Source organism: Ruegeria sp. CDSC081 (assembly GCF_059610485.1).
Window position 1 is genome coordinate 104,420 of record NZ_JBXWNS010000002.1, and the last position, 24,998, is coordinate 129,417.

The following is a 24,998-nucleotide window of genomic DNA, read 5'->3' on the forward strand; positions in this document are numbered from 1 at the left end:
GGTGTGAGCAGATGATTGTATTGGAGAAACGGCCACAGCCGTCCAAGGCGTGGTCTTATGCGACCCCGCTTGTGGCGGTACTGGCGACGATGCTGTTTGGCGGCATATTGTTTGCCGTCCTGGGTAAAAACCCGGTTCAGGCCATCGGCACCATTTTCTGGGAGCCTCTGTTCGGTGAATTCGCCTTTTATTACCGCCCGCAGCTGTTGGTGAAGGGCGCGCCGTTGGTGCTGATTGCGATTGGCCTGTCGTTAGGCTTCCGCGCCGGTATCTGGAACATCGGCGCCGAGGGTCAGTATATCATGGGCGCCATCTTTGGCGCGGGGGCCGGGCTAGCCTTTTACCCGCTGGATGCCTGGTATGTCTTTCCGATCATGGTGATGGCAGGTGCGCTTGGCGGTTGGCTCTGGGCCTCTATTCCGGCCTTTCTGAAAGTGCGCTTTGGCACCAATGAAATTCTGGTCTCGCTGATGCTGGTCTATGTGGCTGAACAGATGATGGCCTCGGTCTCGCTGGGACTGCTGAAAAACCCCGAAGGGTTCGGTTTTCCGGGTTCCCGCAATCTGCAATCCTATGAGAGTGCGCATAATGCCGAGCTGATCGCAGGATCGGGGATGCATTGGGGCGTTGTGACCGCACTGATAGCCGTGATCTTTTCCTATATCCTGCTGAACCGGCACATGCTGGGCTTTCACATCCGCCTGACGGGTGAGGCCCCGCGCGCAGCCAAATTCGCCGGGGTAAACCCAGCACGGCTGATCCTGTTCTGCCTTGGCCTGTCAGGCGCACTGGCCGGGCTGGCGGGGATGTTCGAAGTCTCGGGCCCCTCGGGTGTTGTCAGCATCGACTTTAACGTCGGCTATGGCTTTACCGCGATCATCGTGGCCTTTCTGGGTCGCCTGCATCCGGTGGGCATCCTGCTAGCCGGTGGCCTAATGGCGTTGACCTATATCGGTGGTGAAATCGCGCAGTCCCAAATGGGTCTTCCTGCCGCGGCCATTCAAGTATTCCAGGGGATGCTGCTGTTCTTCCTGCTGGCCTTCGACCTTTTGACCAACTACCGCATCCGTGCGGCCCGTAGCGAGGTGGCGTAATCATGGACCTTGGTGAGATTAATCCCGTACTTCTGGTCGCGTCACTGATGGTGGCTGCAACTCCCCTGCTTCTGGCCGCGATCGGTGAATTGGTCGTCGAAAAAGCAGGAGTTCTGAACCTTGGCGTAGAGGGCATGATGATCGTTGGCGCGATCAGCGGTTTTGCGATCTCGGTCGAGACTGGGTCGCCCTGGCTGGGCTTTGTCGCCGCTGCCATAGGCGGTGCAGTACTGTCCCTGCTGTTTGTGCTGCTGACGCAGGTGGCGCTGGCCAATCAGGTTGCCAGTGGCCTGGCGCTTACTCTGTTTGGTTTAGGGTTCAGCGCCCTGCTCGGTCAAAGCTATGTGGGTGTCAAACCCCCCAGCATGGGCGATATCCATATCCCGGTGATCAGCGATATTCCGGTGATCGGCCCGATCCTGTTTCAGCATGACCCGATCCTTTATGTCGGCATCGCTTTGACAGCGGCCGTCTGGGCTACGCTTAAATACACTCGCGTCGGACTGATCCTGCGCGCGGTAGGTGAAAACCACGATGCGGCGCATGCGCTTGGCTATAAGGTGATCAAGATCCGCATCATGGCGATCCTGTTCGGCGGTGCCTGTGCCGGGCTGGGTGGGGCCTATATCAGCTTGATCCGGGTGCCACAGTGGACCGAGGGCATGACAGCCGGTGTCGGCTGGATCGCCCTGGCCTTGGTCGTCTTCGCCAGTTGGAAGCCATGGCGCGCCCTGCTGGGTGCCTATTTGTTCGGCGGTATCACCGTGTTGCAGCTGAATTTGCAGGCAGCGGGCGTTGCCATCCCGGTCGAGTATCTGGCAATGTCGCCCTACATCATCACGATCCTTGTGCTTGTGATCCTTTCCGCCGACAAAAGCAGCGCACCTGCCTCACTCGGCCGGATATTCCATGCCTCGCATTAGACGGGGACAACTGAACCAACTTGGGGAGTAACACATGAAAATTACTACATTTCTGGCAAGCGCCGCCATGGCGCTGGGTTTGGCAACTACTGCCATAGCCGAAGACAAAACCAAGGTCGGCTTTGTATTTGTCGGCCCGGTGGGCGACGGCGGCTGGACCTATGAACATAACAAGGGCCGTCTGGCGGTTGAAGAAGAGTTCGGCGACAAGGTCGAAACCGTGTTTGTTGAATCCGTGCCCGAAGGCCCGGATGCAGAGCGGGTGATGACCCAGATGGCGCTGGAAGGTGCAGACCTGATCTTTACCACCTCGTTCGGATACATGGATCCGACCATCAACGTTGCCAAGAAATTCCCGAACGTGAAGTTCGAACACGCGACCGGCTATAAAACAGCCGACAACGTTTCGGTTTATTCGGCACGTTTTTATGAAGGTCGTGCGGTACAGGGCCATATCGCGGGCAAGATGACCAAGTCGAACATTGTTGGCTATATCGGGTCCTATCCGATCCCCGAAGTGGTCCGCGGAATCAATTCGGCCTATATCCACGCCAAGAAGGTCAACCCGGATGTCGAGTTCAAGATCATCTGGGCCTACACTTGGTTCGATCCGGCGAAAGAAGCAGATGCCGCCACTGTTCTGATCGAACAGGGCGCGGACGTGATCCTGCAGCACACCGACTCGACCGCACCGCAAGCAGCTGCGCAAGAGGCGGGCAACGTCATCACTTTCGGCCAGGCCTCGGACATGAGCGAATACGCTCCGTACCCGCGCGTCTCGTCGATCATCGATGACTGGGCGCCTTACTATATTGCACGGACACAGGCCGTCATGGATGGCACATGGGAAAGCGCCAATACCTGGGATGGCATCCGCGAAGGCATGGTTGCAATCGGCGAAATCTCGGACGCGGTTCCCGCTGACGTCAAAGAAGAGGCACTGGCGCTGAAAGCGGCCATGGCCGCGGGTGAATACCACCCCTTCACCGGACCGCTGAAAAAGCAGGACGGTAGTGACTGGCTGGCCGAAGGCGAGACCGCAGACGACGGTACACTGGCCGGCATGAACTTCTATGTCGAAGGCTTGGAAGGTGAGATTCCGCAGTAAGGCGGCACAGGATAACGCAGAAAGGCCCGCCATGTGCGGGCCTTTTTTGATTTTGCCACCTGTTTTATGCCACTCTTGATCTTCGATAGCCCGAAACCAGCGCCAAGCACATTGATCCGCGGCTCTACCGATCAACGAGGACCAGATGAATTCAAAACGCGAATTGCTGCAGAAACTGTTGAAAGGTATCGAAACCGGGGAGGCCGAGGCTGCAACCGTCGTCAACGAAGAAAAATACATCCAGCACAATCCCCAGACCCATGAAGGCAGCGAGGGGCTGGCCACGTTGTTTGCCCGCCTGTCGAAAACAAATCCCAAGGTTAAATTTGTTCGCGTTTTTGAAGATGGCGAATTCGCTTTTGCCCATAACGAATATGATTTTGCCGAAGTTAAGGCCGCGTTCGAGGTCTTTCGGTTTGAAGACAGCAAAGCTGTTGAGCACTGGGATAACATTCAGCCCCTGCGCGGCCCAAACGCTTCGGGACGCGGCATGCTTGATGGGCCAACTGAAATCACGGATATTGACAGAACCGAACAGAACCGGGAATTGGTCGGCAACTTCTCGCAAACATTCCTGATAGACCGGCAAACCGAGCGGATGAAGGCGTTTGTTGATGCGAACCTGATACAACACGATCCCGATGGCGTTGACGGCATAGACGCCTATCGCATGGTGCTTGAAGCTAGATCAGACGCGGAGTTGATCGTTCAGTATCACCGCGTCCATCGTGTGCTGGCAGAAGGGAATTTCGTCCTGTGCATGAGCGAAGGTGCCAGTCACGGAAAACATACCAGCTTTTATGATCTGTTTCGGGTCGCAGACGGAGTGATCGTCGAGCAGTGGGGCACTATGGAAACCATAGCGCCCCGTAGCGAGTGGAAGAATGACAACGGCAAATTCTGATCTAAGTAAGGGCCGTTAATGCCCAGTCAGAACCAGCGTGTTCACCGGCATCAGGATCAAACGCAGGCGCAGACCCGCCGCATGAACCACGCCGATCGTGTCGACCACATGCAGGAAAGCAGAGTGCCAAAAGCCCAAATCTTCATGCTCCAGCCGCTCGTGGTTATCGGTGTAGACATTCGCCAGACAGTTGCTGCCGGGCGGGATATCATCCGTCATGCCCTTATAAAGCGGTTCAAAATAAACCAGGATCGAGCCCGGCACCTTGTTGGACTGCACGTCTCTCAGCTCGTCTGACGGGCGAATTTGTCCCGATGGGATCACATCCTGAACTTCGACCACCACAACCGGAATAACCGTGAACGGCTTGGTCATGCAGCCCAGCTCTCCGACCATGCCGGGCTTGATAACCTGCGCCGACATCTGATTGAACGCAGCCTGAAAGCGGTCATGCCCGGAATTTGACGGCACAAGAATACCTGCTGGACGCAGCAAAGGACTAACGTAATCGCCAACCTGAAGGCCGAACTGTTCGATCCTCCCCGTCACACCCGCGTTGATCACAGTCTTGTCCAGCTCGGTCAAAGCAGCATCCAGGTTCGCATTGGCGCTGGCCAGTTGGGCCGGGATCAGCTCTTCGATTTGCTGTACGACGGCAGCGCGTTGCGATTCAGCCGCAACCAGCTTGGCCTCTCGTTCAGCGACAAGGTTTTCCAGCCGGTCAATCTCGGCCAGGCGGACGGCGCTTGACCCTTCGTCCCGCAGGGTCGTATTGCGTTGCAAGTCCTCCAGCGCCTGATCCAGCGCCGCTTTTGCGCCCGCGATCCCGGCGGCGGCCTCGGCCAGATCGGTCTCCGCGACTTTCAGTGACGCCTGAACTTGCGCGATCTGCGCATGCGCTGCCTCAACCATTGCAGTCTGAGTAAAGTCCTCGATCCGGAAGATTGGCTGCCCAGCAACGACCTGTTGGTTGTTGGAGACATAGACCTCGGACACTCGCCCACCCAGTTGCGGCAAGATCGTTACCGTGCGGAAATACGACGCCGCAGTTTTGCTGGCCGGGTGAAAATAGAACAGAGTGGTGATCACGGTCAGCGCCATAATGGCACAGGTTGTCAGACCCCAGCGCAACTCGTACCACATGGTGAATAATGTGATCTCGTGCCCGATACGTTTTCCCTGCACAAAGCGGCGGAACAGATAATCAGGCAGCACTGTAACCAGCGCGCACATCAGTGTTTCAAGCATGTCCTATTGCTCCTGCTGCGCGACGGGTTCGGGGGATGGAACGGGATCGGGATCAGCAGGCGGTTGCGGCGCCAAAGATCGGATCGCATCGGCAATGGCACGCAAGGGCGCACCTATGTCGGGAAACTGGAATCCGGCGACCAGAATGGCTGCAATCCAGAACAATCCGTTATGAGTGAACAAAGCCAGCAGCGCAAGAATTCCCACAAGCTGAAACTGCGGGTGGTTGGATTCATGCGCGAGCTTTTCGGGGATCGAATGCAGGGTGAAATAGCCAACGCCGATCAGGATGATTACCACAACCGTGAAAATGAACATGACCGTCAAAAGAAAATCGCTGCCATCCGCCTGGGTCACGTAAGACGGAATGTGCCCCGTGGCCAATGGGTGTAAATCTGCTGTGCTCACCCTGCCCTCCTCTAATTGCTTTCCACTTCTTTGGATGGGTTGATGCGCAAATTCAACCCTGCTTAAAGTCTCAACTAGAATTCTACGGTCGTGCACGACGCATTCGACGTCAGAAAATCACGACTGCGGCCAGCAAAGGGGCGACATGATAGATTTCCTGATTATCGGCGGCGGTATTGCCGGGCTTAGCGCGGGCGCGCGGTTGTCAGAGCGCGGCCAGGTCACCGTGCTCGAAGGCGAAGAGGCGCTGGGCTATCACGCATCAGGCCGGTCCGCGGCTATGTTTGCACCCGCCTATGGTCCGCCTGCTGTTATTGCCCTCAACTTTGCCAGCACAGCACATTTTGAGACGAATGACTATCTGTCGCCACGCGGCTGGGTTCTGATCGGCGGGAAAGACCAACACGATGTGTTTCACCGGGATGCCGATCAACTTGGCGGCCGACAGATTTCCTTTGACGCGGCACAATCCCTTATCCCGATCCTGAACCCCGAAACCGTCGGGTTCGCGGCGCACAGCGACAGTGAACAAGATATAGATACCGACCGCATGACGCAGGATTTCGCCCGGACGATCCGTGGGAATGGTGGATCCGTTCTGACCCGGCAAAGCGTCACGGCAATTCGCAAACATAGGCACTGGATCGTCGAGGCCACCGAGAGCTTTGAGGCACGACACATCGTCAATGCAGCCGGCGCCTGGGTTGACGAAATCGCGGCGATGGCCGGTATCGCGCCGATTGGTATCCAGCCGCGCCGCCGCTCAATGGCCCGTATCCCGGCCCCCGGCGGGCATGACTTGCGCGCCTGGCCCATGATGTTGGGTGCGGGCGAAAGCTGGTATGCTAAACCCGACGCGGGCAAATTGCTGGTCTCACCTGCCGATGCCGATCCGACCGCTGCCCATGATGCATTTGCCGATGACATGGTTCTGGCCGAGGGCTTGGCCCGGTACGAGGCAATGGTCACCGAGCCTGTGACACGGGTCGAAACCAACTGGGCGGGCTTGCGCAGTTTCGCACCGGATGGCAGCCTGGTTTTGGGGCCCGATCCGACCGATCCTACGTTTATCTGGTCTGCCGGTCAGGGTGGTTACGGGTTTCAGACGGCCCCTGCTGCATCCCAACTGGTAGCGGATCTGACAGTCGGCAACCAATCAAGTCTGGACACGGCGACCATCGCCTCTCTGAGACCAGACAGGTTGCACAGATGAACAAGCGCCCGTTACCCTCCAACGCCAGCGTCGCGACTGTAGGAGAGAACGGTCAGTTGGTCGCTCCGGCAGCCAGCCGTAACGTTGGGGCTTTGTGCGATCTTCTGGACCGGTTCGCCCCTTTGACCGGACAAGCGCTGGAACTGGCAAGTGGCACCGGTCAGCACATCGCAGCCTTTGCCGAATGCCGCCCCGGCATGCATTGGCAACCCAGTGAGGTTGAATCCGAACGGCGGGCCAGCATCAATGCCTACACCGCGGGCCTGCCGAATGTGTCCAAAGCAGAAGCTCTGGATGCAACCATCGAGGGTTGGCATCAGCCGTTTGGCGGCAGGGATCTGATCGTTCTGATCAATCTCTTGCACCTGATCAGCTGGGCCGAAGTGGAAACGCTTGTCGGCGAGGCAGCGCAAGCACTGAACGCGAATGGCAGGTTGATCCTTTATGGTCCTTTCATGCGCAACAATCGCCTGACCAGCGTGGGGGATCAACGATTTCATACGGCTCTGGTCCAGCAGGATGCTGAAATCGGATATAAAAACGACGGAGACGTTTCTGAGCTTTTGGCCAATCACGACCTGAAAATCCTGGAAGTCGCGGCGATGCCTGCAAATAACCTGGCCTTCATCGTGGAAAAATCTAACACCTGATCCAGATCAAAGCCCGACCGAGGCCAACTAAACATATTCCAAATACACGATGTTAAATGGAATGTAGCATGCCCTGGCAGGAAAAGATCAACGACACGCGAAAAGGTCTTCGCAATTTGAACGGCGCAATCCCTGATACCGCCCGCGCCTTCGGTGCGCTTGGCGCGGCGGTCAAGCAAGGCGGAACGCTGGACTACAAGACCAAAGAATTCATCGCTCTTGGCATATCCATAGCGGACCGATGCGAACCCTGTATCATGCTGCACACCGAAGCTTTGATCAAAGCCGGCGCGTCACGTGACGAGATTTCGGACGTTCTGTCCATGGCGGTTCAGATGGGGGGCGGGCCGTCGATGATGTACGCCTCTAAGGCGCTGGACTGTTTCGACGAGCTGAGTGCATGAAAAAAGCCCGCGTGCTGCGGGCATTTGAAGGCGGCACCAAAAAGGTGCCGCCGTTCTTATCCAGATCAGCCGTCCTTGCGGATGACCTCGTTTTTCGGATCATAGGGGCTGTCGCAGGTGACGACCGCATCCCACAATTTGTCCTGAAGCTTGACCTTCAGCTTGGTGCCTTCGACCGCCAGGTCGGGTTTCACATAGCCCATGCCGATGGATTTCTCGAAGGCTACTGAATAGCCACCCGAAGTCAGACGACCGACGCGTTCACCTTCCGGCGTATACAACACTTCACGGCCCCACGGATCGGCATCCTCCGGTCCGTCGATCAGCAGGGTGCAGCATTTCACGCGCACGCCAGTCTCTTCCAGCTTGGCCTTGCCATAGAAGTCCTTGGACAGGTCAACAAAGCGCGGCAGGTCGGCTTCCAGCGGGGTCGCGTCGCGGCCCAGTTCGGTGCCGAAGGCGCGATAGGATTTCTCCTGACGCAGCCAGTTCTGGGCGCGTGCGCCGACCAGCTTCATGCCATGCTTCTCACCCGCTTTTTCCAGCAGGTCGAACAGGTAGTTCTGCATTTCAATCGGGTGGTGCAGTTCCCAACCCAGCTCACCGGTATAGGCCACACGGATCGCGTTGACCGGGCACATGCCCAGTTCGATCTGACGGGCCGACAACCATGGGAAGCGCTTGTTGGACAGTGCGGTTTCCGGATCGGCGTCTTTGATGACCTCTTTCAGAACGTCCCGCGATTTGGGTCCGGCGATGGCAAAAACGCCCCACTGAGTGGTCACATCCTGGATCTCGATGTAACCGAACTCCTCCATCTTGTCCTCGGCCGCCTTGCGCAGGTAATCGGCGTCGTACTCAGTCCAGGCACCGGCAGAGACGATGTAGTAGTTGTTCTCGCCGTTACGGACGATGGTGTATTCGGTGCGGGTGGTACCGTGCGAGGTCAGCGCGTAGGTCAGGTTGATACGACCGACCTTGGGCAGCTTGTTACAGGTGAACCAATCCAGGAACTGGGTCGCACCGGGGCCTTTGACGACATGCTTTGTGAAGGCCGATGCGTCAATCAGGCCAACGCCTTCGCGGATCGCCTTTGCTTCGTCAACGGCATGCTGCCACCAGCCACCGCGGCGGAACGAGCGGGCATCATGGTCGAAGTTTTCGGGTGCATCCAGCGGACCGAAGTAGTTCGGGCGCTCCCAGCCGTTAACCCAGCCAAACTGTGCGCCACGCGCTTTCTGACGGTCATAGGCCGGAACAGTCCGCAGCGGGCGGCAGGCAGCACGTTCTTCATCGGGGTGGTGCAGGATATAGACGTGCTCATAGCACTCTTCGTTCTTGCGCGCCGCGAACTCGGTGGTCATCCAGTTGCTGCTATAGCGTTTGGGGTCCAGCGAGGCCATGTCGATCTCGGCTTCTCCATCGACCATCATCTGGGCCAGATAATAACCGGTGCCACCCGCAGCGGTGATACCAAAGCTGAAGCCCTCGGCCAGCCACATATTGCGCAGACCCGGCGCGGGTCCAACCAGCGGGTTACCGTCGGGGGTGTAGCAGATCGGGCCGTTGAAATCGTCTTTCAGACCGGATTCAGCACAGGACGGCACACGTTCGGCCATCGCCATGTACTGATCCGCAATCCGGTCCAGATCGAGCGGGAATAAGTCTGCGCGGAAACTATCGGGCACGCCATGTTCAAACCGCGCAGGCGCGCCATGTTCATAGATACCCAAAATCCAGCCACCGCGTTCTTCGCGGGCATAGGATTCGTTGTCGGCATCACGCACAACAGGGTGTTCCGGGTTGCCCGCCTCGCGCCATTTGACCAACTCGGGGTCTTTGTCCATGACGATAAAGGTGTGTTCGACCGGGATCGCAGGCATCTTGATACCCAGCATCTTGGCGGTGCGCTGTGCGTGGTTGCCTGATGCGGTCACGACATGTTCGGCGGTGATCACAACCTGCTCGTCGCTTTCAACAAGGTTGCCGCCCTTCTCGACCATCTTGGTGCAGGTGACTTCCCAATGGGTGCCGGTCCAATGGAAGGCATCGGCCTGCAGCTTGCGAACGATCTCAACACCGCGTTGACGCGCACCCTTGGCCATCGCCTGTGTCACGTCTGCTGGGTTAATATAGCCGTCCTCGGTGTGATAGATCGCGCCCTTCAGGTCCGAGGTCTCGATCAGCGGCCAGCGTTCCTTAATCTGGTCCGGAGTCAGCCATTCATAGGCAACGTCACAGGTTTCGGCGGTGGACGCGTACAGCATGTATTCGTCCATGCGCTCCTGGGTCTGCGCCATGCGCAGGTTGCCAACCACGGCGAAACCCGCGTTCAGGCCGGTCTCATCTTCAAGCTGCTTGTAGAAATCGACCGAGTATTTGTGGATATGCGTGGTCGCATAGGACATGTTGAACAGCGGCAGCAAACCCGCCGCATGCCAGGTCGAGCCTGATGTCAGTTCATCCCGCTCGATCAGCATGACATCGTCCCAGCCTGCCTTGGCCAGATGATAGGCAATCGAAGTGCCGACGGCGCCGCCGCCAACGACCAGTGCTTTGACTTGGGTTTTCATAGCCGGGTGTCTCCCCTTGGAATCTGTTGCCACCATATGGCGCAATCAGCGCCCACCGCGCGACATTCATCCGACCAGTGATATAAAAAAAACGACCCTCAGACATCCGGGGGTCGTTTTTCCTAAAAGTTTTGAACTTTCTCAGCCGCCAGACAGCGAGCAGGTCTTGCGCGCATCTTTGAAGGCGCATTTGCCCGAAGACCCTGCTCCACCCTTGTTCACACGAATCTCGGATGCTTCGTTCACACGTTTCCCAGAAGCATCGGCGGTTTCTGAACCTTTAAAAAACGACTTCAGGCCGCCGAACAAACCGCCCGAGCTTTTCGGTTCGACCTCTTTTTCTTCCGACTCACCCGTTAGCTTCCCGAAGAGTCGCCCAAAAACACTGCCGCCAGAACCATCCGCATCTGCGTTTTCAATTTCCAGACCAGCCAACCCTTTGCGATACCCGATCTGGATCAAATCATCCGGGGATTGGATATTGTTTGCCGTCAGATCGAAAGCATCAGATGGCAACCCGTGTTGTGCCGCCATTGTATTGGCAAGCAAGGCCAACCCGTTGATGTTTTCGATCCGCAACTGAGCAATCTCGCTGCGCAGCCGGGTGAACTCGGCCCGGACTTCGGCCATTTGCAAGGCGCGCTCAATGCCGCCATCCGGTTCGGTAACCGCCTCGTTTCCTACACCAGGCACCGGCCGGCTAAGCAACGCGTTCATCCCATCATAGTCAAGCTGGCTGAGGAATATGCGCACATCCTGCTCCGGGGCATCCGTGTACATCTCAACACGTATTTCCTCACCCAGACCCAGGGTGCCCGTATAGATCTGGAACCCAACCGGCTCTGTCAGGTCCGTCACTTTGGCAGTGATCATCGACCAGACTTTACGGACATCGAGATGGATCGGGCTGTACTCAGCTTCGACGAACTGAAAATAGGCAACGCCCCCGATCACACCGAACGGAGCATAGTTGCTGGCACCGAAATCCATCGAGTCGATCGATCTTGCGATATTGCCCGCAAGTGAATCCGCGGAAGCCTCCTGCCGCAGTTTGATCTCAATCCAGTAAGTGTGACCAGCCTTTTCATAAACCCAGCTTGCCTTATCCAGTTTTTTGGCCTGTATTTCAGCTTTTTGAACGGCCACCTTACTGGCAAGCGGGCGCGCAGCCTCGCTGACTGATTTCAAGCCCCCCCCTTCACGCGCATCGAGCGTGAAGTCACTGTCCATTATTGCCCGACGCGAAAGCTCTGAATCCGGGACCGGCATATAGGGCTTGCCCCCTGCGCGCCAACGCTTCTGGCGGTCGCGCTCTGCCGCTTCGGCATCCAGTTCTTCATGATAAAGGGCGAACCGCGTTTTGAGCGTTTCCACATAGCCGTTTGCCGACAGCGTACCTTCGTGTTTCTTATCCTGCTGGTAGTAATCCAGCCCGGCGACAACCAATCCAACAATCAGCGCAAACCCGATCAGCCGCAACGCGTCCATCAAATTACCTCAATATTCATTCACTGCTTATTTCGCGCAGAATCTTTGAAAATTGAGGCATCCTTGTGGCCTAGATACGGAATAATCCGCGCGGTTTTTACCCGTCCCGAGCCGGAAATATTTTTCCAGGGTTCATGATATTGTCGGGATCAAGCGCCTTTTTCACCGCCTCCATAAAGGTCAGCGCTGCCCCTAGCTCCTTGGCCAGGTATGACCGCTTTCCTTGCCCGATCCCATGTTCCCCGGTACAGGTTCCCTCCATCTCGATCGCAAGGTCATTCAACCACCCAACAAACCCGTCCGCTTTGGCCACTTCGTCGGCGTTTTCCATGTCGATCAACAGCAAGGTGTGAAAATTACCGTCCCCTACATGCCCGACAATCGGCGCCAAAAGCCCAAGTTCCTTGGTCTTGTTCCGGGTCGCAGTCACGCATTCTGCCAGTCGCGAGATCGGTACGCAAACATCGGTTGATATGCCCCGCGCACCGGTGCGCAACTGCAAGCTGGCCCAATACATATCATGGCGTGCCTGCCAGAGTTTGTTGCGTTCTTCGGTTGTCGAAGTGGCCGCGAAATCTGTGCCGCCGAACTCTTCGGCGATCTGGCCAAATGTCTCAGCCTGCTCGACCGCACCACCAGTTGATCCATGAAACTCCAACAGCAAAAGCGGGGTTTCCGGTAAGGCCAGTCCCGAATAGGCGTTTGCGGCCTTCACCGACACCTCGTCCAACAACTCGATCCGGGCCACGGGAACGCCGTACTGGATCGTCATCATTACAGCCTGACATGCCGCGTCGACAGAAGGAAAAACACAACGCGCCGAGGTGATCGCTTCGGGGATGCCTTGCAGTCGCAGAGTGAGTTCTGTGATGATGCCCAGCGTGCCCTCTGCGCCCACCATCAGGCGGGTCAAGTCATACCCGGCCGACGACTTTCTGGCCCGCTGCCCGGTTCGGATGATTTGACCGTCCGGCATCACGGCCTCAAGGCTAAGGATATTGTCCTTCATCGTGCCATAGCGCACCGCATTGGTTCCCGAAGCACGGGTCGCCGCCATACCGCCCAGCGAGGCGTTCGCACCGGGATCAATCGGAAAGAACAGACCCTGATCACGCAGATGAGTATTCAGCTCCTCTCGCGTTACACCTGGTTGCACGACACAATCCAAATCATCGGAATGAACGGCCAGTACCTTGTTCATCTGAGACAGATCGACCGAAATGCCACCGGCTGGCGCGTTCACATGCCCTTCCAGTGAGGTTCCGGTGCCAAAGGCAATCACAGGGACCTTATGCGTGGCGCAGGCCTTGACGATTTCCGAGACTTCCTGGGTCGAATGCGGAAACACCACCGCATCAGGGGGCTGGTTTTCGATCCATGTGGTCGTATGCCCGTGCTGCTCGCGGATCGCCTGACCCGTTTGCAAACGGTCGCCGAATTGCTGTTTCAGAATGCCGACGACCGTTTCAATCCCCGCCTCGTTTCGCCGAAGCGACTTTGCCTGCACCATGCTTTCCCTTTCTGACTGGCCGCTAGACTATTCGCCCAGCGCAATGCCCTCACGTCGCGGATCGGCACCGCCTGTCAGCATGTCCCCGATCTCGATGGCATGAAGACCTGATGTCAGATCACGCGCGTTGACCTCATAGCCAAGTTCGGTCAACGCATCCGAAAGCCCTTCGGCCCCGGTGCCCTGTTCCACGTCGAACGTGCCGAAACGATTGACCAGATGCGGCAGTGCCAAGGCCTGTTGTACATCCATATCCCAATCTGCCCAGGCGATGATCGACTTGGCAACATAGCCGATAATCCGGCTTCCGCCCGGCGATCCGATGGCCAGAACCGGTGCACCGTCCTGCATCACAATGGTCGGACTCATAGATGAGCGCGGACGCTTGCCCGGTTCCAGACGGTTGGCAATCGGAACGCCATCGCTGTGGGTTTTGAACGAGAAATCGGTCAGCTCATTGTTCAGCAAGAACCCGTTGGTCATCAGCCGCGATCCAAAGCCGTTTTCGATCGTCGTGGTCATGGACAGCACATTGCCATACTGGTCCACGATCGAAATATGCGAGGTCGACGGGAGTTCCAGCGAGATATCATCCGCCCAGTTCGAGGCGTGGTCAAATTCGGGATTCCCCGGACCGGCGTCGATCAATGCGGCCTCACCGCTCAGCAACGCGCCCCGTTCGGACAAATAGGCAGGATCGACCAGCCCCTGTGTCGGCATCGGGACAAAATCATGGTCAGCCATATAGCGCCCACGGTCGGCAAAAGCCAAACGCGAAGCATCCCCGATCAGCCGCCAGGATCTGATATCTTCGGGGCCTGACGCTGCCAGATCATAGGCGTTCAACATGCCCAGAATCTGCCCGACCGTCAGCGCCCCTGAGGATGGCGGGCCCATTCCGCAGACTTCATAAACGCGGTAGGTGGCGCAGACGGGGTCACGTTCGATGACCTGATAAAGCGCCAGATCTGTACCAGACAGCACGCCCGGATTCCCAGGCGCGTTGCGAACCGCGCTGACGATCCCGGCGGCAATCTCTCCTCCGTAGAATCCAGCTGATCCTTCCGCAGCCATGATGCGCAGCGTTTCCGCATAGGCCGGGTTCGTCAACCGCTGCCCCTGTGCAAGCGGCTGTCCATTCGGCAGGAAATACGCGGCTGTCTCGGGAAATCGCGACAGGCGTTCCGCGTCACTCTCAACAAGGCTGGCCAATCGAGGGGAAACCAAAAAACCCTCATCAGCCAAATTAATGCCGTCAGAAAACAGGCCGGGCCACGGGCTGCGGCCCCAGCGGCGATGCGCCTCTTCCAACAAAGCCGGGGTGCCGGGTGTGCCGACGGAAAGTCCCCCGACAACCGCATCAAAGAATTTCAGCGGTTCGCCATTCTCGTCCTGAAACAGACGATGGGTGGCCTCAAGCGGGGCGGATTCACGTCCGTCCAGTGTTGTCAGCTTGCCAGAGGCCGCATCATACCAGACCAGAAATGCACCACCACCAAGGCCTGAGGATTGCGGCTCGACCAAACCAAGTACAACCTGCACGGCAACCATCGCATCAGCCGCCGAACCGCCTGCCCGCAGCACCTTGGCCCCGGCCTCAACCGCCAGAGGGTTGGCCGCGGCCACCATCCAGTTCTGCGACGTCACGGGTTCACCGGCCAATTTCGCTTCGAGTGAGGCTATGACTTCTGCGGTCAGGCCCTGAACCTGCCCGTCAGTACCACCCTCGGGTGCAACCGCATCCGCAGCTTCCTGAGAGGCCAACGGCCCGGCAAAGGTCATGGTTGCCAAAAGCAATCCCGAAATCAGACTTCGTTTCATAGTATCCTCCTGAAAAATTGACTTTGTATCGTCCGGCCACCAAGCCGTGTACTATAACATGGACGGAACAACCTGGTCCGGTGGTCGGTGGCCGTCTTCGAATGTCTTGATATTTATGATAACTTTTTCGCCCATTTCGATCCGCCCCTCAAGCGTGGCAGATCCCATATGCGGCAACAGAACCACGTTCGGCAACTGCCGTAGGCGAGGGTTCACCTTCGTTCCGTGTTCATAAACGTCAAGACCTGCACCTGCGATATCGCCTGACCGGATTTGGCGGGTTAGCGCGTTTTCATCGACCACTTCGCCACGTGACGTATTGACGAGCACTGCACTCGGCTTCATCAGCTTTAGCCGCCGGGCATTCATCAGGTGAAAAGTCGAAGGCGTAGACGGGCAGTTGACCGAGATCACATCCATCCGTGCGACCATCTGATCAAGGCTTTCCCAATAGGTCGCCTCAAGCTCTTGCTCTGTCTCCGGTCTCAACCTACGACGGTTGTGGTAATGTATCTGCATTCCGAAGGCACTGGCACGACGGGCGACCGCCTGACCAATCCGGCCCATCCCCAAAATGCCAAGACGCCGCCCACCGATCCGCCCACCCAGCAACGCGTTGGGTGACCATCCTTGCCAGTCCCCTTTTTGCATGACGGACAGCCCCTCGGGGATGCGGCGGGTCACGGCCAATATCAGCGCCATGGTCATATCCGCAGTATCGTCGGTCAGCACACCGGGCGTATTCGACACAAGGATGCCGCGCTGACGGGCGGTTGCGACATCGATATTGTCAACCCCTGCCCCATAGTTGGCGATCAGTCGCAGCCTTTCACCCGCCCGCCCCAGCAATCCGCCATCAATCGAGTCTGTAACCGTTGGTACAAGTACATCCGCTTCTTGTACGGCCGCTACAAGCTCTTCTCGGGTCATGGGTGCGTCGTCCGCACGCAACCGGACATCGAACAGCTCGCTCAATCGAGTTTCAACAGCCTCGGGCAACCGTCGCGTAACGACAACACTCAGACGTTCTCTAGGCACCTGTGTACTCCCACTGCTTTGCAAACTTTCGCGCGTCATGGCATCGTGGCGCAGGATAAGGCGGGGCACAAGAACCCCTGGGCATTGATCCAACCTTTTTTCGAAGCAAAATTAACAGGCATAAGAGCAGACTGTCAGTGAGTGTTCTCCTACCAGTAAATCGCCGGATTCTGGCGCTTTTTTCAGTAATTATGCTTGTGCTTGGTCCCTTGGTGGCCAGCGCACAGGATAAGCGCGGCCAAGTCACGAATCTGCCTTTGCCACGGTATGTTTCCATGAAAGCGGCCGAGGGAAACGTGCGCAGAGGACCATCCCTTTCGCATCGAATCGACTGGGTGTTCAAACGGCGTGGGATGCCTTTGCAGGTGACGGCGGAATATGGCAACTGGAGAAAGGTTCAGGACCGCGATGGCGCAGGGGGTTGGGTCCATTACGCCTTGTTGTCTGGCGTGCGCACAGTACTGATCGAATCCGACTTGCTGCCGGTCTATTCCAACCCGGACCCAAACTCGCAGGTCAGTGCGCGGTTTGAAACCGGCGTTGTCGCGCGGCTTGGAACCTGCACGATCGAGTGGTGTCGCATCTCTGCAGGTGGCTATCGTGGCTGGGCCCTAAAATCCAACCTTTGGGGCGTCGACCCCTCAGAGATTCGCGAGTAGCGCTGATCTCAGAGCAACCGGCAATGAAGTTCCCGATCCGCCACTCTCGAACTTGCTTATTCTTGTTATCTGCTTCGGCATTGGGCCGCCCTACGTAAGCAGGAGGCGCAACAAAGGGGTGCAGCGCCAGAAAGACCACATTCGCGACTGCCACTCGCCCTCGTTAAACCAATCGAAAACCTGCTTCCTGTCCGCCTGCCAGACGAATCCTCGCCCGGCCCAGCCGTTCAACATCTATCCGCAGAGTCATGCTTCATTGGCGGAAGAGCCAATTCACAGCCGTTGCCGTCAAACCATGTTCAACACCTTCGGGCAGGAAGAGGTGCTGCTAACATGACCCGTGAAAGATGCTCTGAATTTTTTTTATAACTGGCCTAATTTTTTGCCTGAAAGCTCTTGAACCCTACCAACAACAATCGTAGATAGCGCCTCACCGTTGGGGTGTAGCCAAGTGGTAAGGCAGCAGTTTTTGGTACTGTGTATCGTAGGTTCGAATCCTACCACCCCAGCCATGATATTCTCTTATTGCTAATTAACCATAAGCGTGCAAATTTCGCTCGGTTCGTGCAAATCGATGCCAATAAGTTTGTCTACTCACACCGTGTCGAAGATTCACCGTCATCTGTGCGTTTCTATTAGAAGCAGGGAATACTAGTTTTCCTTAGAATGTTGCTGCTGGCTTTTTGTATCGAGCCTCGGGTGGTTGATGCAAAGGCCGCTTCTAGGGTTCGCTCCAGATTTGTTGGTTCCGTTCCCAGATCTTCTCGCCAATCAGGCAGTCATAGTCTGAGGGTGAGGTGTATTGCGCCTTCATAACCTCTCCTGTTGCTGGCGCTGACGCAATTTCCAGTACCAATTTTCGTCGTACGGCCTCCGCAAAGCCCTGCTAGTCAAGCACCGGGATTACGAATGAACCAGGTCCGCCTGTCACACAGTTCTGGTAGTAGACGTCAAGATCGTCGAAGTGCCACTGACTCCCCATACCTTCTTGGGTCATCAGCGGTAACCCATTTATAATAATCGACTTCGACAATACTGCCTCACGGGCCCGCAAAACCGGGCGGAAGTTGCGAAACATCAGCCGCGACAGCTGGTGAGGTCCAAACAAGGCCCGAAGCAAGTACAATCGCGGAAACCAAACCTTTCGACTGGCGCACTATTTGGGAAGCTGGTTGGTGGGTGGCATCAATTGCACTGATCATACCTGTAGTCCCCGTACTCCAGCCAGTTTGCCGAGCCTTCGCTAAAAATCAGAAATTCGGACCTGTCTTCCCCAAGCAGGGCGACGACAAATCCGGCCGGTGGCTCGGAGTTTCCGAAGTAACTGTAGGCCGTCATGGCTCTGATTAACTCGCCGTTGACCGTTACTCGTGCGTCCCACTCCCCCTCCGGGTTTTCCAAAATCATGGGTTCGATCACGCGTTCTATCGCTCCGCCTCCACAATAGACGATGCCTTCGGGTGCTTCGTAGGAGGCTCCCTGGCTGGCATCCGAAGCACATTCAGAACGAAGGGACCGAATTGCCGCGCTGGAACCTTTTAAGTCGAAGATTCCATAGCTGACATCTTGATCAATCATCGACAAATTAACCGATGCATTGGCCGCAAGCTGGTCCAATACAAAACCATAGTCCTGCTGACTATTGAAACTGATCTCGACGGGATAATTGTCAACGATCTGCAACACAGCGTTTTCAGCGCCAACCTGAAATGCCCCAACCTCGGTGGTGCCGTTCTTCAAAAAACGAATGGAAAGCCCTTGCTTCTCCGCAATGTCCTGGCTGTCCTCATATCCAGCTGGAGCAAAGCGAATACTGTTACACTGAAGCTCCAGCGTCATGTTTCCGGTCTGAATAAATGCATTGGGATTAGGCCCGGAACTGAACGACCACTCCGCCGATGCTGTGGTCGCCATTGCCATCATTAGCGTTCCAATGGAAATCGGTCTGAAACTCATTTTCTCTCTCCATGGTGTTGCGGTTTGCACTTTCATTCAGCAGAGATTCCGACCTGTTGCCCCCACAGCGAGGTCAGGAAGCAGGTGCGCCGTATTCGTTTGCGCCTTCTTGGGAAGGTCGTGTCAGCCACCAGATCATCAGAATGGAAAGAACGAATTGCAGAATTGAGACAACGACAATACCGGTCAAGCCCAGGACTGCCGCGGGTCCTCGCAATGCATCGGGGTTTTCGGTCCCTTGCTCCAATACCGAAAAGAACGCCACCCCACCCAGCATAACAAAAAGCGTTGTAATGCTGAGCGCCATCGGCAGCAGCAAGTACCAACCAGGTCGTCCTGTATCATGCAGCCTCCGCCAACCGGCGGCCAGCATAGGTATGAGAACGGCCAGTTGAAAAACAGAGGACAGAACCCGAGATCCTTGGCCTGTTTCGGGGTTTGTCCCGAACAGGATCGAATCCAACCCGGCAAAAACGGCACTTACGAGAACCACAAACAAGAAGAACCACCAGTATTCTGAGCGTATAGCCCGCCCGGAGAACTGGAAGTATTTCGAGAAACACGTTTTAACTGCTTCACCGAATCCCATCTTTCATTCCTTTCTCAGTTTCTGTGCGGCCTCAAAACATTTCGCCGCTCAGGAGAACACACTCTCCCCTCTGGGGACTCCCACTTACCTTTTTGTTTGAAAGCAGAAGCCTATCGTACGAGAGCGTAAAGAAGTTTACGCGCGGAAAAAGTATTGATTTATGAAAAAATATATTCGAACATACGAATTCGACACAACTTTTTTTACCTCCGTTGTTGTCGCTGTCGCCCGATCTACCGGGCCCTTCCGACTGCTGGAGTGAGTGCCGGCGGTCGGAAGGCACTTCACAATAATCCGGCTTGGGAGAACACGATGCTCAGACTTAACGTACTCGCCCTCTCTCCCAAGTTCGCTCTAGCTTTTACCAGTGACGTCATACGGCCATCACACGTTGTTGGCGGCCTCGGTAGTCAACGTAATGTCGTTCTGCCCCACAAGCCCCCCGCGGCAAGTTTTTGGGAAAGGTAGTCAAAGGATCGAGGTGTGTTCTGTTGGCTGCACAGACGCAAAAGCTTCAAACATGCGCATCCAATTTCACAAATTTCAAAGGAACCAGAGGGAGAAGAAAATGACTAACAAGAAGGTGATGATTGCAGGCGCGACATGTTTCGCATTGCTTGCAGCCTGCGACGACACGAGTACGTCCAGCGCGTCCGCCGAGCTCACGCCCGCTCAGCAGGCATGTTTACGGGATGTAGCCAACACGACAAACAATTCGCAAGTCGTGGTGCTCTCATCCGCGTTTAGCGAGGCGGGAACACAGGTCACTGTAGGCGTTGGTGAGGATCGCGCTCCGTGGAATTGCATTGCCTACAGTGATGGCGCGACAGCTGGTATCGAGTTCCTTGGCGACGAAGGCGCATTGTAGTCTGTTCGCTGTGTATCTCGAAAGCACCAGTCGTGATCAAATTTGAATAACGGCAAGCTTAGACATTCAAACCTCGTAATAGGATTGGGTTTTAACATGCTCAATCATGCTAAGGTTGTAGAAAATGCCCGTAACCAACTCGGTTGTAATTGCGATCATTTGCACTTTTGTGGCCATTGTTTCAGTTCCAAAATACAGCATTGCACAAACTTGGGACATAGCATCACAGCACTCTGTCAGCGGCGTAACTGTGTATGATTCAGATGAGCTGTTAACTTTTGCCGGTCAGTTGGCCTTTGATCGGTCAGGGCGCATCACAGCGGTAGAGGTCGCATCAACGATCACGCAGATCTACCGAGAAGACGGCTATTTTTTGGCTGAGGCCTGGCCTGGCCCCGATGGGCAGAGCATTGTTGTTGATGAAGGGCGTATTCAAACCATCGAAATTGAAGGTGTAGATACGCGCACGTTCCAAACCTTGGAAAAGATCTTTCGCCCCCTCACCACCGCATATCCAATAACTCTCAAACAATTTGAGCGGGCGGTTATGTTGGCCGAGGACATACCTGATTTGGAATTGTCGACCGAACTTGATTATCCGGATCAGGCAGGTGCCAGGCTGAGAGTATTGGGAGAGCCTCTGCGCAAACAAGCCGGGAGTGCGACACTCGACAACCCTCCGCGTGAGTTTGGAGAAGCGCTCAGCTTCTATGTCGTACAAGAGTTTTATTCGACGCTGACCGTCGGGGATTTACTGCGCTTTGAGGGATCAGGCAATTACAATTGGGACAAAGACGACGAACACTCTTTGTGGGGCGCTGTTACCTATCGCACGCCGCTGAACAGCAATGGTCTCTACGGTGAGATTTTCTACGGAAACATTAACGCAAAACGTGACCTCTCGGGGGATTTTGCGAGAACAGATATTGACGGCGAGAACTTCACCGTCGCGATGGGTTATCCCGTGATCCGCGATGTGGCCCGTTATGGATATTTTCTGCTGGATTATCGCCTTTCAAAAGCGGACTCAGTCAGTGGCGGCGTTCCATTGTCCAGTGACGCGAGCGTTGTTGGTCTTACGTATCTTTACGGACAAAACTATCCAAAAGGACAAGCTCTGGAAGCGGGGCTAACCTTATCTTTTGGTGACAATGACAATGACACGACAGACGCGAATTTTGACGACGGAGACTCTTCGTTCTGGCATCTGCGGGGCGGCATCGGATACGAAAGCCCACTTACGAGCTTGTCACCCAACACAGCTTGGCGCACCGAGATCTGGGGCCAGTTCACAACCGACCGGTTGCCCTCGGTCGAGGAGTACTTCCTTGGTGATCGCTATGCATTGCGCGGGTATCGGTTCGACGAAGTAGACGGTGATTCCGGGATTTCCGCGATTTTCGAAGTATCTCACTCCTACTTTCCAAGTTCCCAAAGCATTCATCGCTTAACGCCTTTTGTCTTTTTCGACGTGGGTTACATCTCGAACAATGACCCAGCGAGTTTTGAAGTTGATAATGCTACACTGGCATCGACAGGTCTGGGTTTGGACATTGAGTTTAAGCAAAACCTATTCCTGTCCGGATATGTCGGTGTCCCTTTGAGAGACGGCCCTTTGACCGACTCAGGCGATCCTGGCGCGTATCTTGCTCTGACAACAAGTTGGTGAGGATGTTATGAAACGGAACCGCATTGTTTTACTTACCGCAGCTTGTTTGGTCGCAGAGCTGGCCGCTACGCAGGTCGTCGCGCAGGGAAATCATTTCGGGTGGTGCCGTGGCGTAGGGAATCCGCACCAGTCGAGCCAAGGATGTGGGCAGGCCGGTGGGCAAGGGGCAGGCAATCAAATTACAGGCCCAACGCAGCCGGTGGCAAATCAGTTGCCGCCTAAAGGAACGCAGCAAACGCCCACATCAGTTACTGTTCCAGTCCTTGCGCCGGGCGCGGTCCCGAACGCAATTCCCGGTCAGGTTCCTATTGCGACACCAATAGCGGTTCCAGGTCAGGTTCCCACACCGGTCCTAGCGCCGACCCTAGTTCCGCCTTTGACACCAAACGCGACACCAAGCCGGGTTCCGACAGCTGTTCCAAATCAGGTTCCCTCATTGGCTACCGGTCCTACCGCGGTGCCGCCGCAAGTTCCGACTGCAACTCCCAATCAAGTTCCGATAGCTATCCCTGGCCAGGTTCCGCCTCAAGTTACTGGCCCGACGGCTGTGCCGCCCCTTGTGCCAACAGCGACACCCAACCAAATACCAGTCGCAGTGCCAGGCCGTGTTCCGCAACCCAGCGGCACTACAGCGACGCCACCGCTTGTCCCAACCGCAACCCCCAATCAGGTTCCCACCGCGGTTCCTGGCCAGGTTCCACAGTTGACACCAAAACCTACGGCAACTCACGTGGCCGTCCCAGGACATCCGAAGCCACAAGGCGTCGTGACAATCATGCGCCCAAAGCCGAGGCCGACAACCGGTACTGTTCAGCAACCTGGCACAACACAAGTGACCCACCATTTAACCCACCAAAGTAATTCAAAGAAACACGATCACGTCGCAGCAACACCTGGACGGCATGACCCGCACGACCTGCCGAGGTTCCGCAGCGCGGCGGCCAAGGAAAACTGGGAATGCGTTGCCAGCGGATTTGGACAGCGCCGGTATGACGCTGGGCGGGGCGTGTTACTGAACAACGGAGCATTGCGGCACCTCGGGAACGTGGACGCAATGGCTCGTGATGTACCAGCACGGCACCCGAAGCATTCCGGATGCATTATCTCGGTCAAACGAAAGCAGCGCTGAAGCTCGCTGGGTAGGTTTTGCTCGGGTAATGAGATTAATCGACCAATAGTTCGTCAATTGTCATCTGGATAATTGGATTTCGTATTGCCTTTAATCCCTGGCGCTTACGTTGGCTGATGTAGCCCAACAATGCTCCGTACCCAAAATTACTTCAAATAGGCCAACAATCTAAAGTGCCGCACTTCCACGAAAAGCCTCCGACCATCTGGGCCGGTCAAATTAGGCAAGCGAAACTTTGAACGGTAACTTTGCAAAGTCAGCTTTCTGCGTAAAGCCGCCGTTAGCAACGACAGTTGCTGCAATCGCGGCGAATGTCGACTCAGTGGCCACCTGCTCAATGCCCGCTTCGGTTTGCATGAAGATCGCGGCTGGGAATATTTCTACAAATAGCCGCGTCGCGCCATGCTGTGGGCTCAGAAGTCACTTTGATTTTTTCCGGGAAATCGTGCCAAATTGTCCGAAAGCCGCCGCGCTGCTAAATCAGTTCTTTGTATTCGTACTTTTCACCAAGCGGTTGTCTCGGCACACAGCTTCGGGCAATGCAAAACACACTGATGGATGCAATGGTAGATACACAAAGCAGATATCAGATCAAAGCCTTGATATTGAATAATTTATCTTAGCTAAATGGTGCCCGGGGGCGGGGTCCACCTAACCCTTTAGATCAATGGCTTAACGGAAAGTGGGACACTGAAAATGGCAGTATTTTGTCGTTGATTGTCCCACGCAAGTCTCACTTGGAATACAAGCCTACTCTGCTTTGTTTACAGCAACTCCACGCAATTCGAAACGCATGCTGCATTACCCTCACGAACCACCATTCGTCAAATACTCAGCGGCCTCCCGAATGAGGTGACTGTTTGGTTCGGAAGTCATAGTTCCATGCCCCAAGGCTCCGTGGTCACGGTCTAACAGACGTTGATGAATATCATACAACATGTGCCGCCTTAGGTAACGCATCCTTTTTTCATCATATGCGCAGAGGAAGCGATGAAGGGTAGCTTCAGCAACCATATAAGCCTCATCGTCTATTTGCTCATCAACCATCTTACGGACAAACGCGGCTGGATAGACTTCCAGAAACTCGGCGACCTCTGGGTAAAGAGAGAGGTCATCGAAACGGGCGATGTTATCGATTTCGTTAAAGAAATGGAACTGTACCAGCGGTGAGTTATAAGGAACAAATCCGTCCGCTTTGACCTTGAACGAAGTGCAGAAAATCCGACGTGCAACGTACATTATATCGTCTTGGGTATCATAGTCCGCGATTAATTTTTCACGTGTGCCATCGCGATAAAGCTCAGTGAAAAATTGAACCGATTGTATTTCACTTTGTATTTCGTCAACGAACTCATTTCCTTGTGCCAAATCACAACGCAAAGCATTCTGATAGTCGTTCAACGCATCATAGTGGCGCAATCGTTTCACCAGTATGCGCCCCCTGTTAAGATAGGGGACAGGGTTAGGACATGCTTCGATAGATTGGGTGTAGAACTGCTGGGCTTCGATGAAATTATCACGATGTGCAGCAGCTACGCCTAATTCAAACAGGCGTTTACCTTCCTCAAAGTCACCACCCGTTGAGGGAGAAGGCGTATTTTTTCTTAAAAATCTCTTGAACAAAATATTTCCTAAACTGGCAGGTTACGCCACTGGTCTCTGTGTATGCATTTGGCATAGAAACTTTAGAAGTCTACTTTTCCCCCAAAAACTAACGGAGAAAGAAACCTAATCTTGGCGGGAGGT

Annotated in this window: 23 protein-coding genes and 1 tRNA gene; 12 read left to right on the forward strand and 12 right to left on the reverse strand. The window is 55.5% G+C overall.

Features of this window, described 5'->3' with window-relative positions:
• Positions 1–11: 11 nt before the first annotated feature.
• From AC2FH9_RS03465 to AC2FH9_RS03480, 4 genes are all read left to right on the forward strand, one after another.
• Positions 12–1,094, forward strand: coding sequence for an ABC transporter permease (locus AC2FH9_RS03465; protein ID WP_142638948.1), 1,083 nt, complete (start codon positions 12–14; stop codon positions 1,092–1,094).
• 2 nt (positions 1,095–1,096) lie between these two features.
• Positions 1,097–2,017, forward strand: coding sequence for an ABC transporter permease (locus AC2FH9_RS03470; RefSeq protein ID WP_142638949.1), 921 nt, complete (start codon positions 1,097–1,099; stop codon positions 2,015–2,017).
• A gap of 34 nt (positions 2,018–2,051) precedes the next feature.
• Entirely contained in the window at positions 2,052–3,125 is a 1,074-nt protein-coding gene (locus AC2FH9_RS03475) for a BMP family ABC transporter substrate-binding protein (RefSeq protein WP_281973637.1), read from the forward strand.
• A 145-nt stretch (positions 3,126–3,270) separates the two neighbouring features.
• Positions 3,271–4,029 carry a nuclear transport factor 2 family protein gene (locus AC2FH9_RS03480; protein WP_496870790.1) on the forward strand — a complete coding sequence of 253 codons (759 nt, stop codon included), beginning with the start codon at positions 3,271–3,273 and terminating at the stop codon, positions 4,027–4,029.
• A gap of 15 nt (positions 4,030–4,044) precedes the next feature.
• Here the strand turns inward: AC2FH9_RS03480 and AC2FH9_RS03485 are convergent, their stop codons facing one another.
• Positions 4,045–5,277 carry an HlyD family secretion protein gene (locus tag AC2FH9_RS03485; RefSeq protein WP_496870792.1) on the reverse strand — a complete coding sequence of 411 codons (1,233 nt, stop codon included), beginning with the start codon at positions 5,275–5,277 and terminating at the stop codon, positions 4,045–4,047.
• A 3-nt stretch (positions 5,278–5,280) separates the two neighbouring features.
• Positions 5,281–5,685 carry a hypothetical protein gene (locus tag AC2FH9_RS03490; RefSeq protein ID WP_142638956.1) on the reverse strand — a complete coding sequence of 135 codons (405 nt, stop codon included), beginning with the start codon at positions 5,683–5,685 and terminating at the stop codon, positions 5,281–5,283.
• A gap of 145 nt (positions 5,686–5,830) precedes the next feature.
• Here AC2FH9_RS03490 and AC2FH9_RS03495 point away from each other — a divergent pair, with 145 nt between their 5' ends.
• The 3 genes from AC2FH9_RS03495 to AC2FH9_RS03505 all read left to right on the forward strand — a co-directional run bounded on the left by AC2FH9_RS03495 (position 5,831) and on the right by AC2FH9_RS03505 (position 7,952).
• Positions 5,831–6,898 carry an NAD(P)/FAD-dependent oxidoreductase gene (locus AC2FH9_RS03495; RefSeq protein WP_496870793.1) on the forward strand — a complete coding sequence of 356 codons (1,068 nt, stop codon included), beginning with the start codon at positions 5,831–5,833 and terminating at the stop codon, positions 6,896–6,898.
• Positions 6,895–7,548 (forward strand): DUF938 domain-containing protein, encoded by a 654-nt coding sequence (locus tag AC2FH9_RS03500; RefSeq protein ID WP_496870795.1) that lies wholly within the window; start codon positions 6,895–6,897, stop codon positions 7,546–7,548. The genes AC2FH9_RS03495 and AC2FH9_RS03500 overlap by 4 nt, the downstream gene beginning before the upstream one ends.
• Positions 7,549–7,616: 68 nt before the next feature.
• Positions 7,617–7,952: a carboxymuconolactone decarboxylase family protein gene (locus AC2FH9_RS03505; RefSeq protein WP_496787506.1), complete on the forward strand. Its 336-nt coding sequence runs from the start codon at positions 7,617–7,619 to the stop codon at positions 7,950–7,952.
• Between the two features lie 65 nt (positions 7,953–8,017).
• Here AC2FH9_RS03505 and AC2FH9_RS03510 read toward each other — a convergent pair whose 3' ends face one another.
• The 5 genes from AC2FH9_RS03510 to AC2FH9_RS03530 all read right to left on the reverse strand — a co-directional run bounded on the left by AC2FH9_RS03510 (position 8,018) and on the right by AC2FH9_RS03530 (position 16,382).
• Entirely contained in the window at positions 8,018–10,525 is a 2,508-nt protein-coding gene (locus AC2FH9_RS03510) for a GcvT family protein (RefSeq protein ID WP_496870796.1), read from the reverse strand.
• Between the two features lie 141 nt (positions 10,526–10,666).
• Complete coding sequence (locus tag AC2FH9_RS03515; RefSeq protein WP_496870798.1) at positions 10,667–12,013, reverse strand: hypothetical protein; 1,347 nt, start codon at positions 12,011–12,013, stop codon at positions 10,667–10,669.
• 97 nt (positions 12,014–12,110) lie between these two features.
• On the reverse strand, positions 12,111–13,523 hold the full coding sequence (locus AC2FH9_RS03520; RefSeq protein WP_496870800.1) for an FAD-binding oxidoreductase: 1,413 nt from the start codon (positions 13,521–13,523) through the stop codon (positions 12,111–12,113).
• A 27-nt stretch (positions 13,524–13,550) separates the two neighbouring features.
• Positions 13,551–15,344, reverse strand: a complete 1,794-nt coding sequence (ggt, locus tag AC2FH9_RS03525; RefSeq protein ID WP_496870802.1) for a gamma-glutamyltransferase — start codon at positions 15,342–15,344, stop codon at positions 13,551–13,553.
• Positions 15,345–15,395: 51 nt separating this feature from the next.
• Positions 15,396–16,382 carry a 2-hydroxyacid dehydrogenase gene (locus tag AC2FH9_RS03530; RefSeq protein WP_281973630.1) on the reverse strand — a complete coding sequence of 329 codons (987 nt, stop codon included), beginning with the start codon at positions 16,380–16,382 and terminating at the stop codon, positions 15,396–15,398.
• A 191-nt stretch (positions 16,383–16,573) separates the two neighbouring features.
• Between AC2FH9_RS03530 and AC2FH9_RS03535 the strand changes: the two genes are divergently transcribed.
• From AC2FH9_RS03535 to AC2FH9_RS03545, 3 genes are all read left to right on the forward strand, one after another.
• Entirely contained in the window at positions 16,574–17,041 is a 468-nt protein-coding gene (locus tag AC2FH9_RS03535; protein ID WP_282022367.1) for an SH3 domain-containing protein, read from the forward strand.
• 118 nt (positions 17,042–17,159) lie between these two features.
• Positions 17,160–17,378 (forward strand): hypothetical protein, encoded by a 219-nt coding sequence (locus tag AC2FH9_RS03540; protein ID WP_496749225.1) that lies wholly within the window; start codon positions 17,160–17,162, stop codon positions 17,376–17,378.
• 100 nt (positions 17,379–17,478) lie between these two features.
• Positions 17,479–17,553: transfer RNA gene (locus AC2FH9_RS03545), tRNA-Gln, on the forward strand.
• Between the two features lie 374 nt (positions 17,554–17,927).
• Here the strand turns inward: AC2FH9_RS03545 and AC2FH9_RS03550 are convergent.
• From AC2FH9_RS03550 to AC2FH9_RS03560, 3 genes are all read right to left on the reverse strand, one after another.
• A complete protein-coding gene (locus tag AC2FH9_RS03550) occupies positions 17,928–18,119 on the reverse strand; it encodes a DUF1194 domain-containing protein (RefSeq protein WP_496679451.1) in 192 nt (63 codons plus the stop codon).
• A 107-nt stretch (positions 18,120–18,226) separates the two neighbouring features.
• Positions 18,227–18,997 carry a hypothetical protein gene (locus AC2FH9_RS03555; RefSeq protein WP_496679443.1) on the reverse strand — a complete coding sequence of 257 codons (771 nt, stop codon included), beginning with the start codon at positions 18,995–18,997 and terminating at the stop codon, positions 18,227–18,229.
• Positions 18,998–19,070: 73 nt separating this feature from the next.
• A complete protein-coding gene (locus AC2FH9_RS03560) occupies positions 19,071–19,586 on the reverse strand; it encodes a DUF805 domain-containing protein (protein ID WP_142638993.1) in 516 nt (171 codons plus the stop codon).
• A 568-nt stretch (positions 19,587–20,154) separates the two neighbouring features.
• On the opposite strand from AC2FH9_RS03560, the gene AC2FH9_RS03565 reads away from it, so the two are divergent.
• The gene (locus AC2FH9_RS03565) at positions 20,155–20,454 is read left to right on the forward strand and encodes a hypothetical protein (protein ID WP_142638995.1); all 300 of its coding nucleotides are present in this window, start codon (positions 20,155–20,157) and stop codon (positions 20,452–20,454) included.
• A 124-nt stretch (positions 20,455–20,578) separates the two neighbouring features.
• Positions 20,579–22,123: a ShlB/FhaC/HecB family hemolysin secretion/activation protein gene (locus tag AC2FH9_RS03570; RefSeq protein ID WP_496870806.1), complete on the forward strand. Its 1,545-nt coding sequence runs from the start codon at positions 20,579–20,581 to the stop codon at positions 22,121–22,123.
• A 1,348-nt stretch (positions 22,124–23,471) separates the two neighbouring features.
• Here the strand turns inward: AC2FH9_RS03570 and AC2FH9_RS03575 are convergent.
• Together AC2FH9_RS03575 and AC2FH9_RS03580 are read right to left on the reverse strand one after the other, a co-directional pair.
• Positions 23,472–23,609: a hypothetical protein gene (locus tag AC2FH9_RS03575; protein WP_496692253.1), complete on the reverse strand. Its 138-nt coding sequence runs from the start codon at positions 23,607–23,609 to the stop codon at positions 23,472–23,474.
• A 450-nt stretch (positions 23,610–24,059) separates the two neighbouring features.
• On the reverse strand, positions 24,060–24,875 hold the full coding sequence (locus tag AC2FH9_RS03580) for a hypothetical protein (RefSeq protein WP_496870808.1): 816 nt from the start codon (positions 24,873–24,875) through the stop codon (positions 24,060–24,062).
• Between the last annotated feature and the right edge of the window lie 123 nt (positions 24,876–24,998).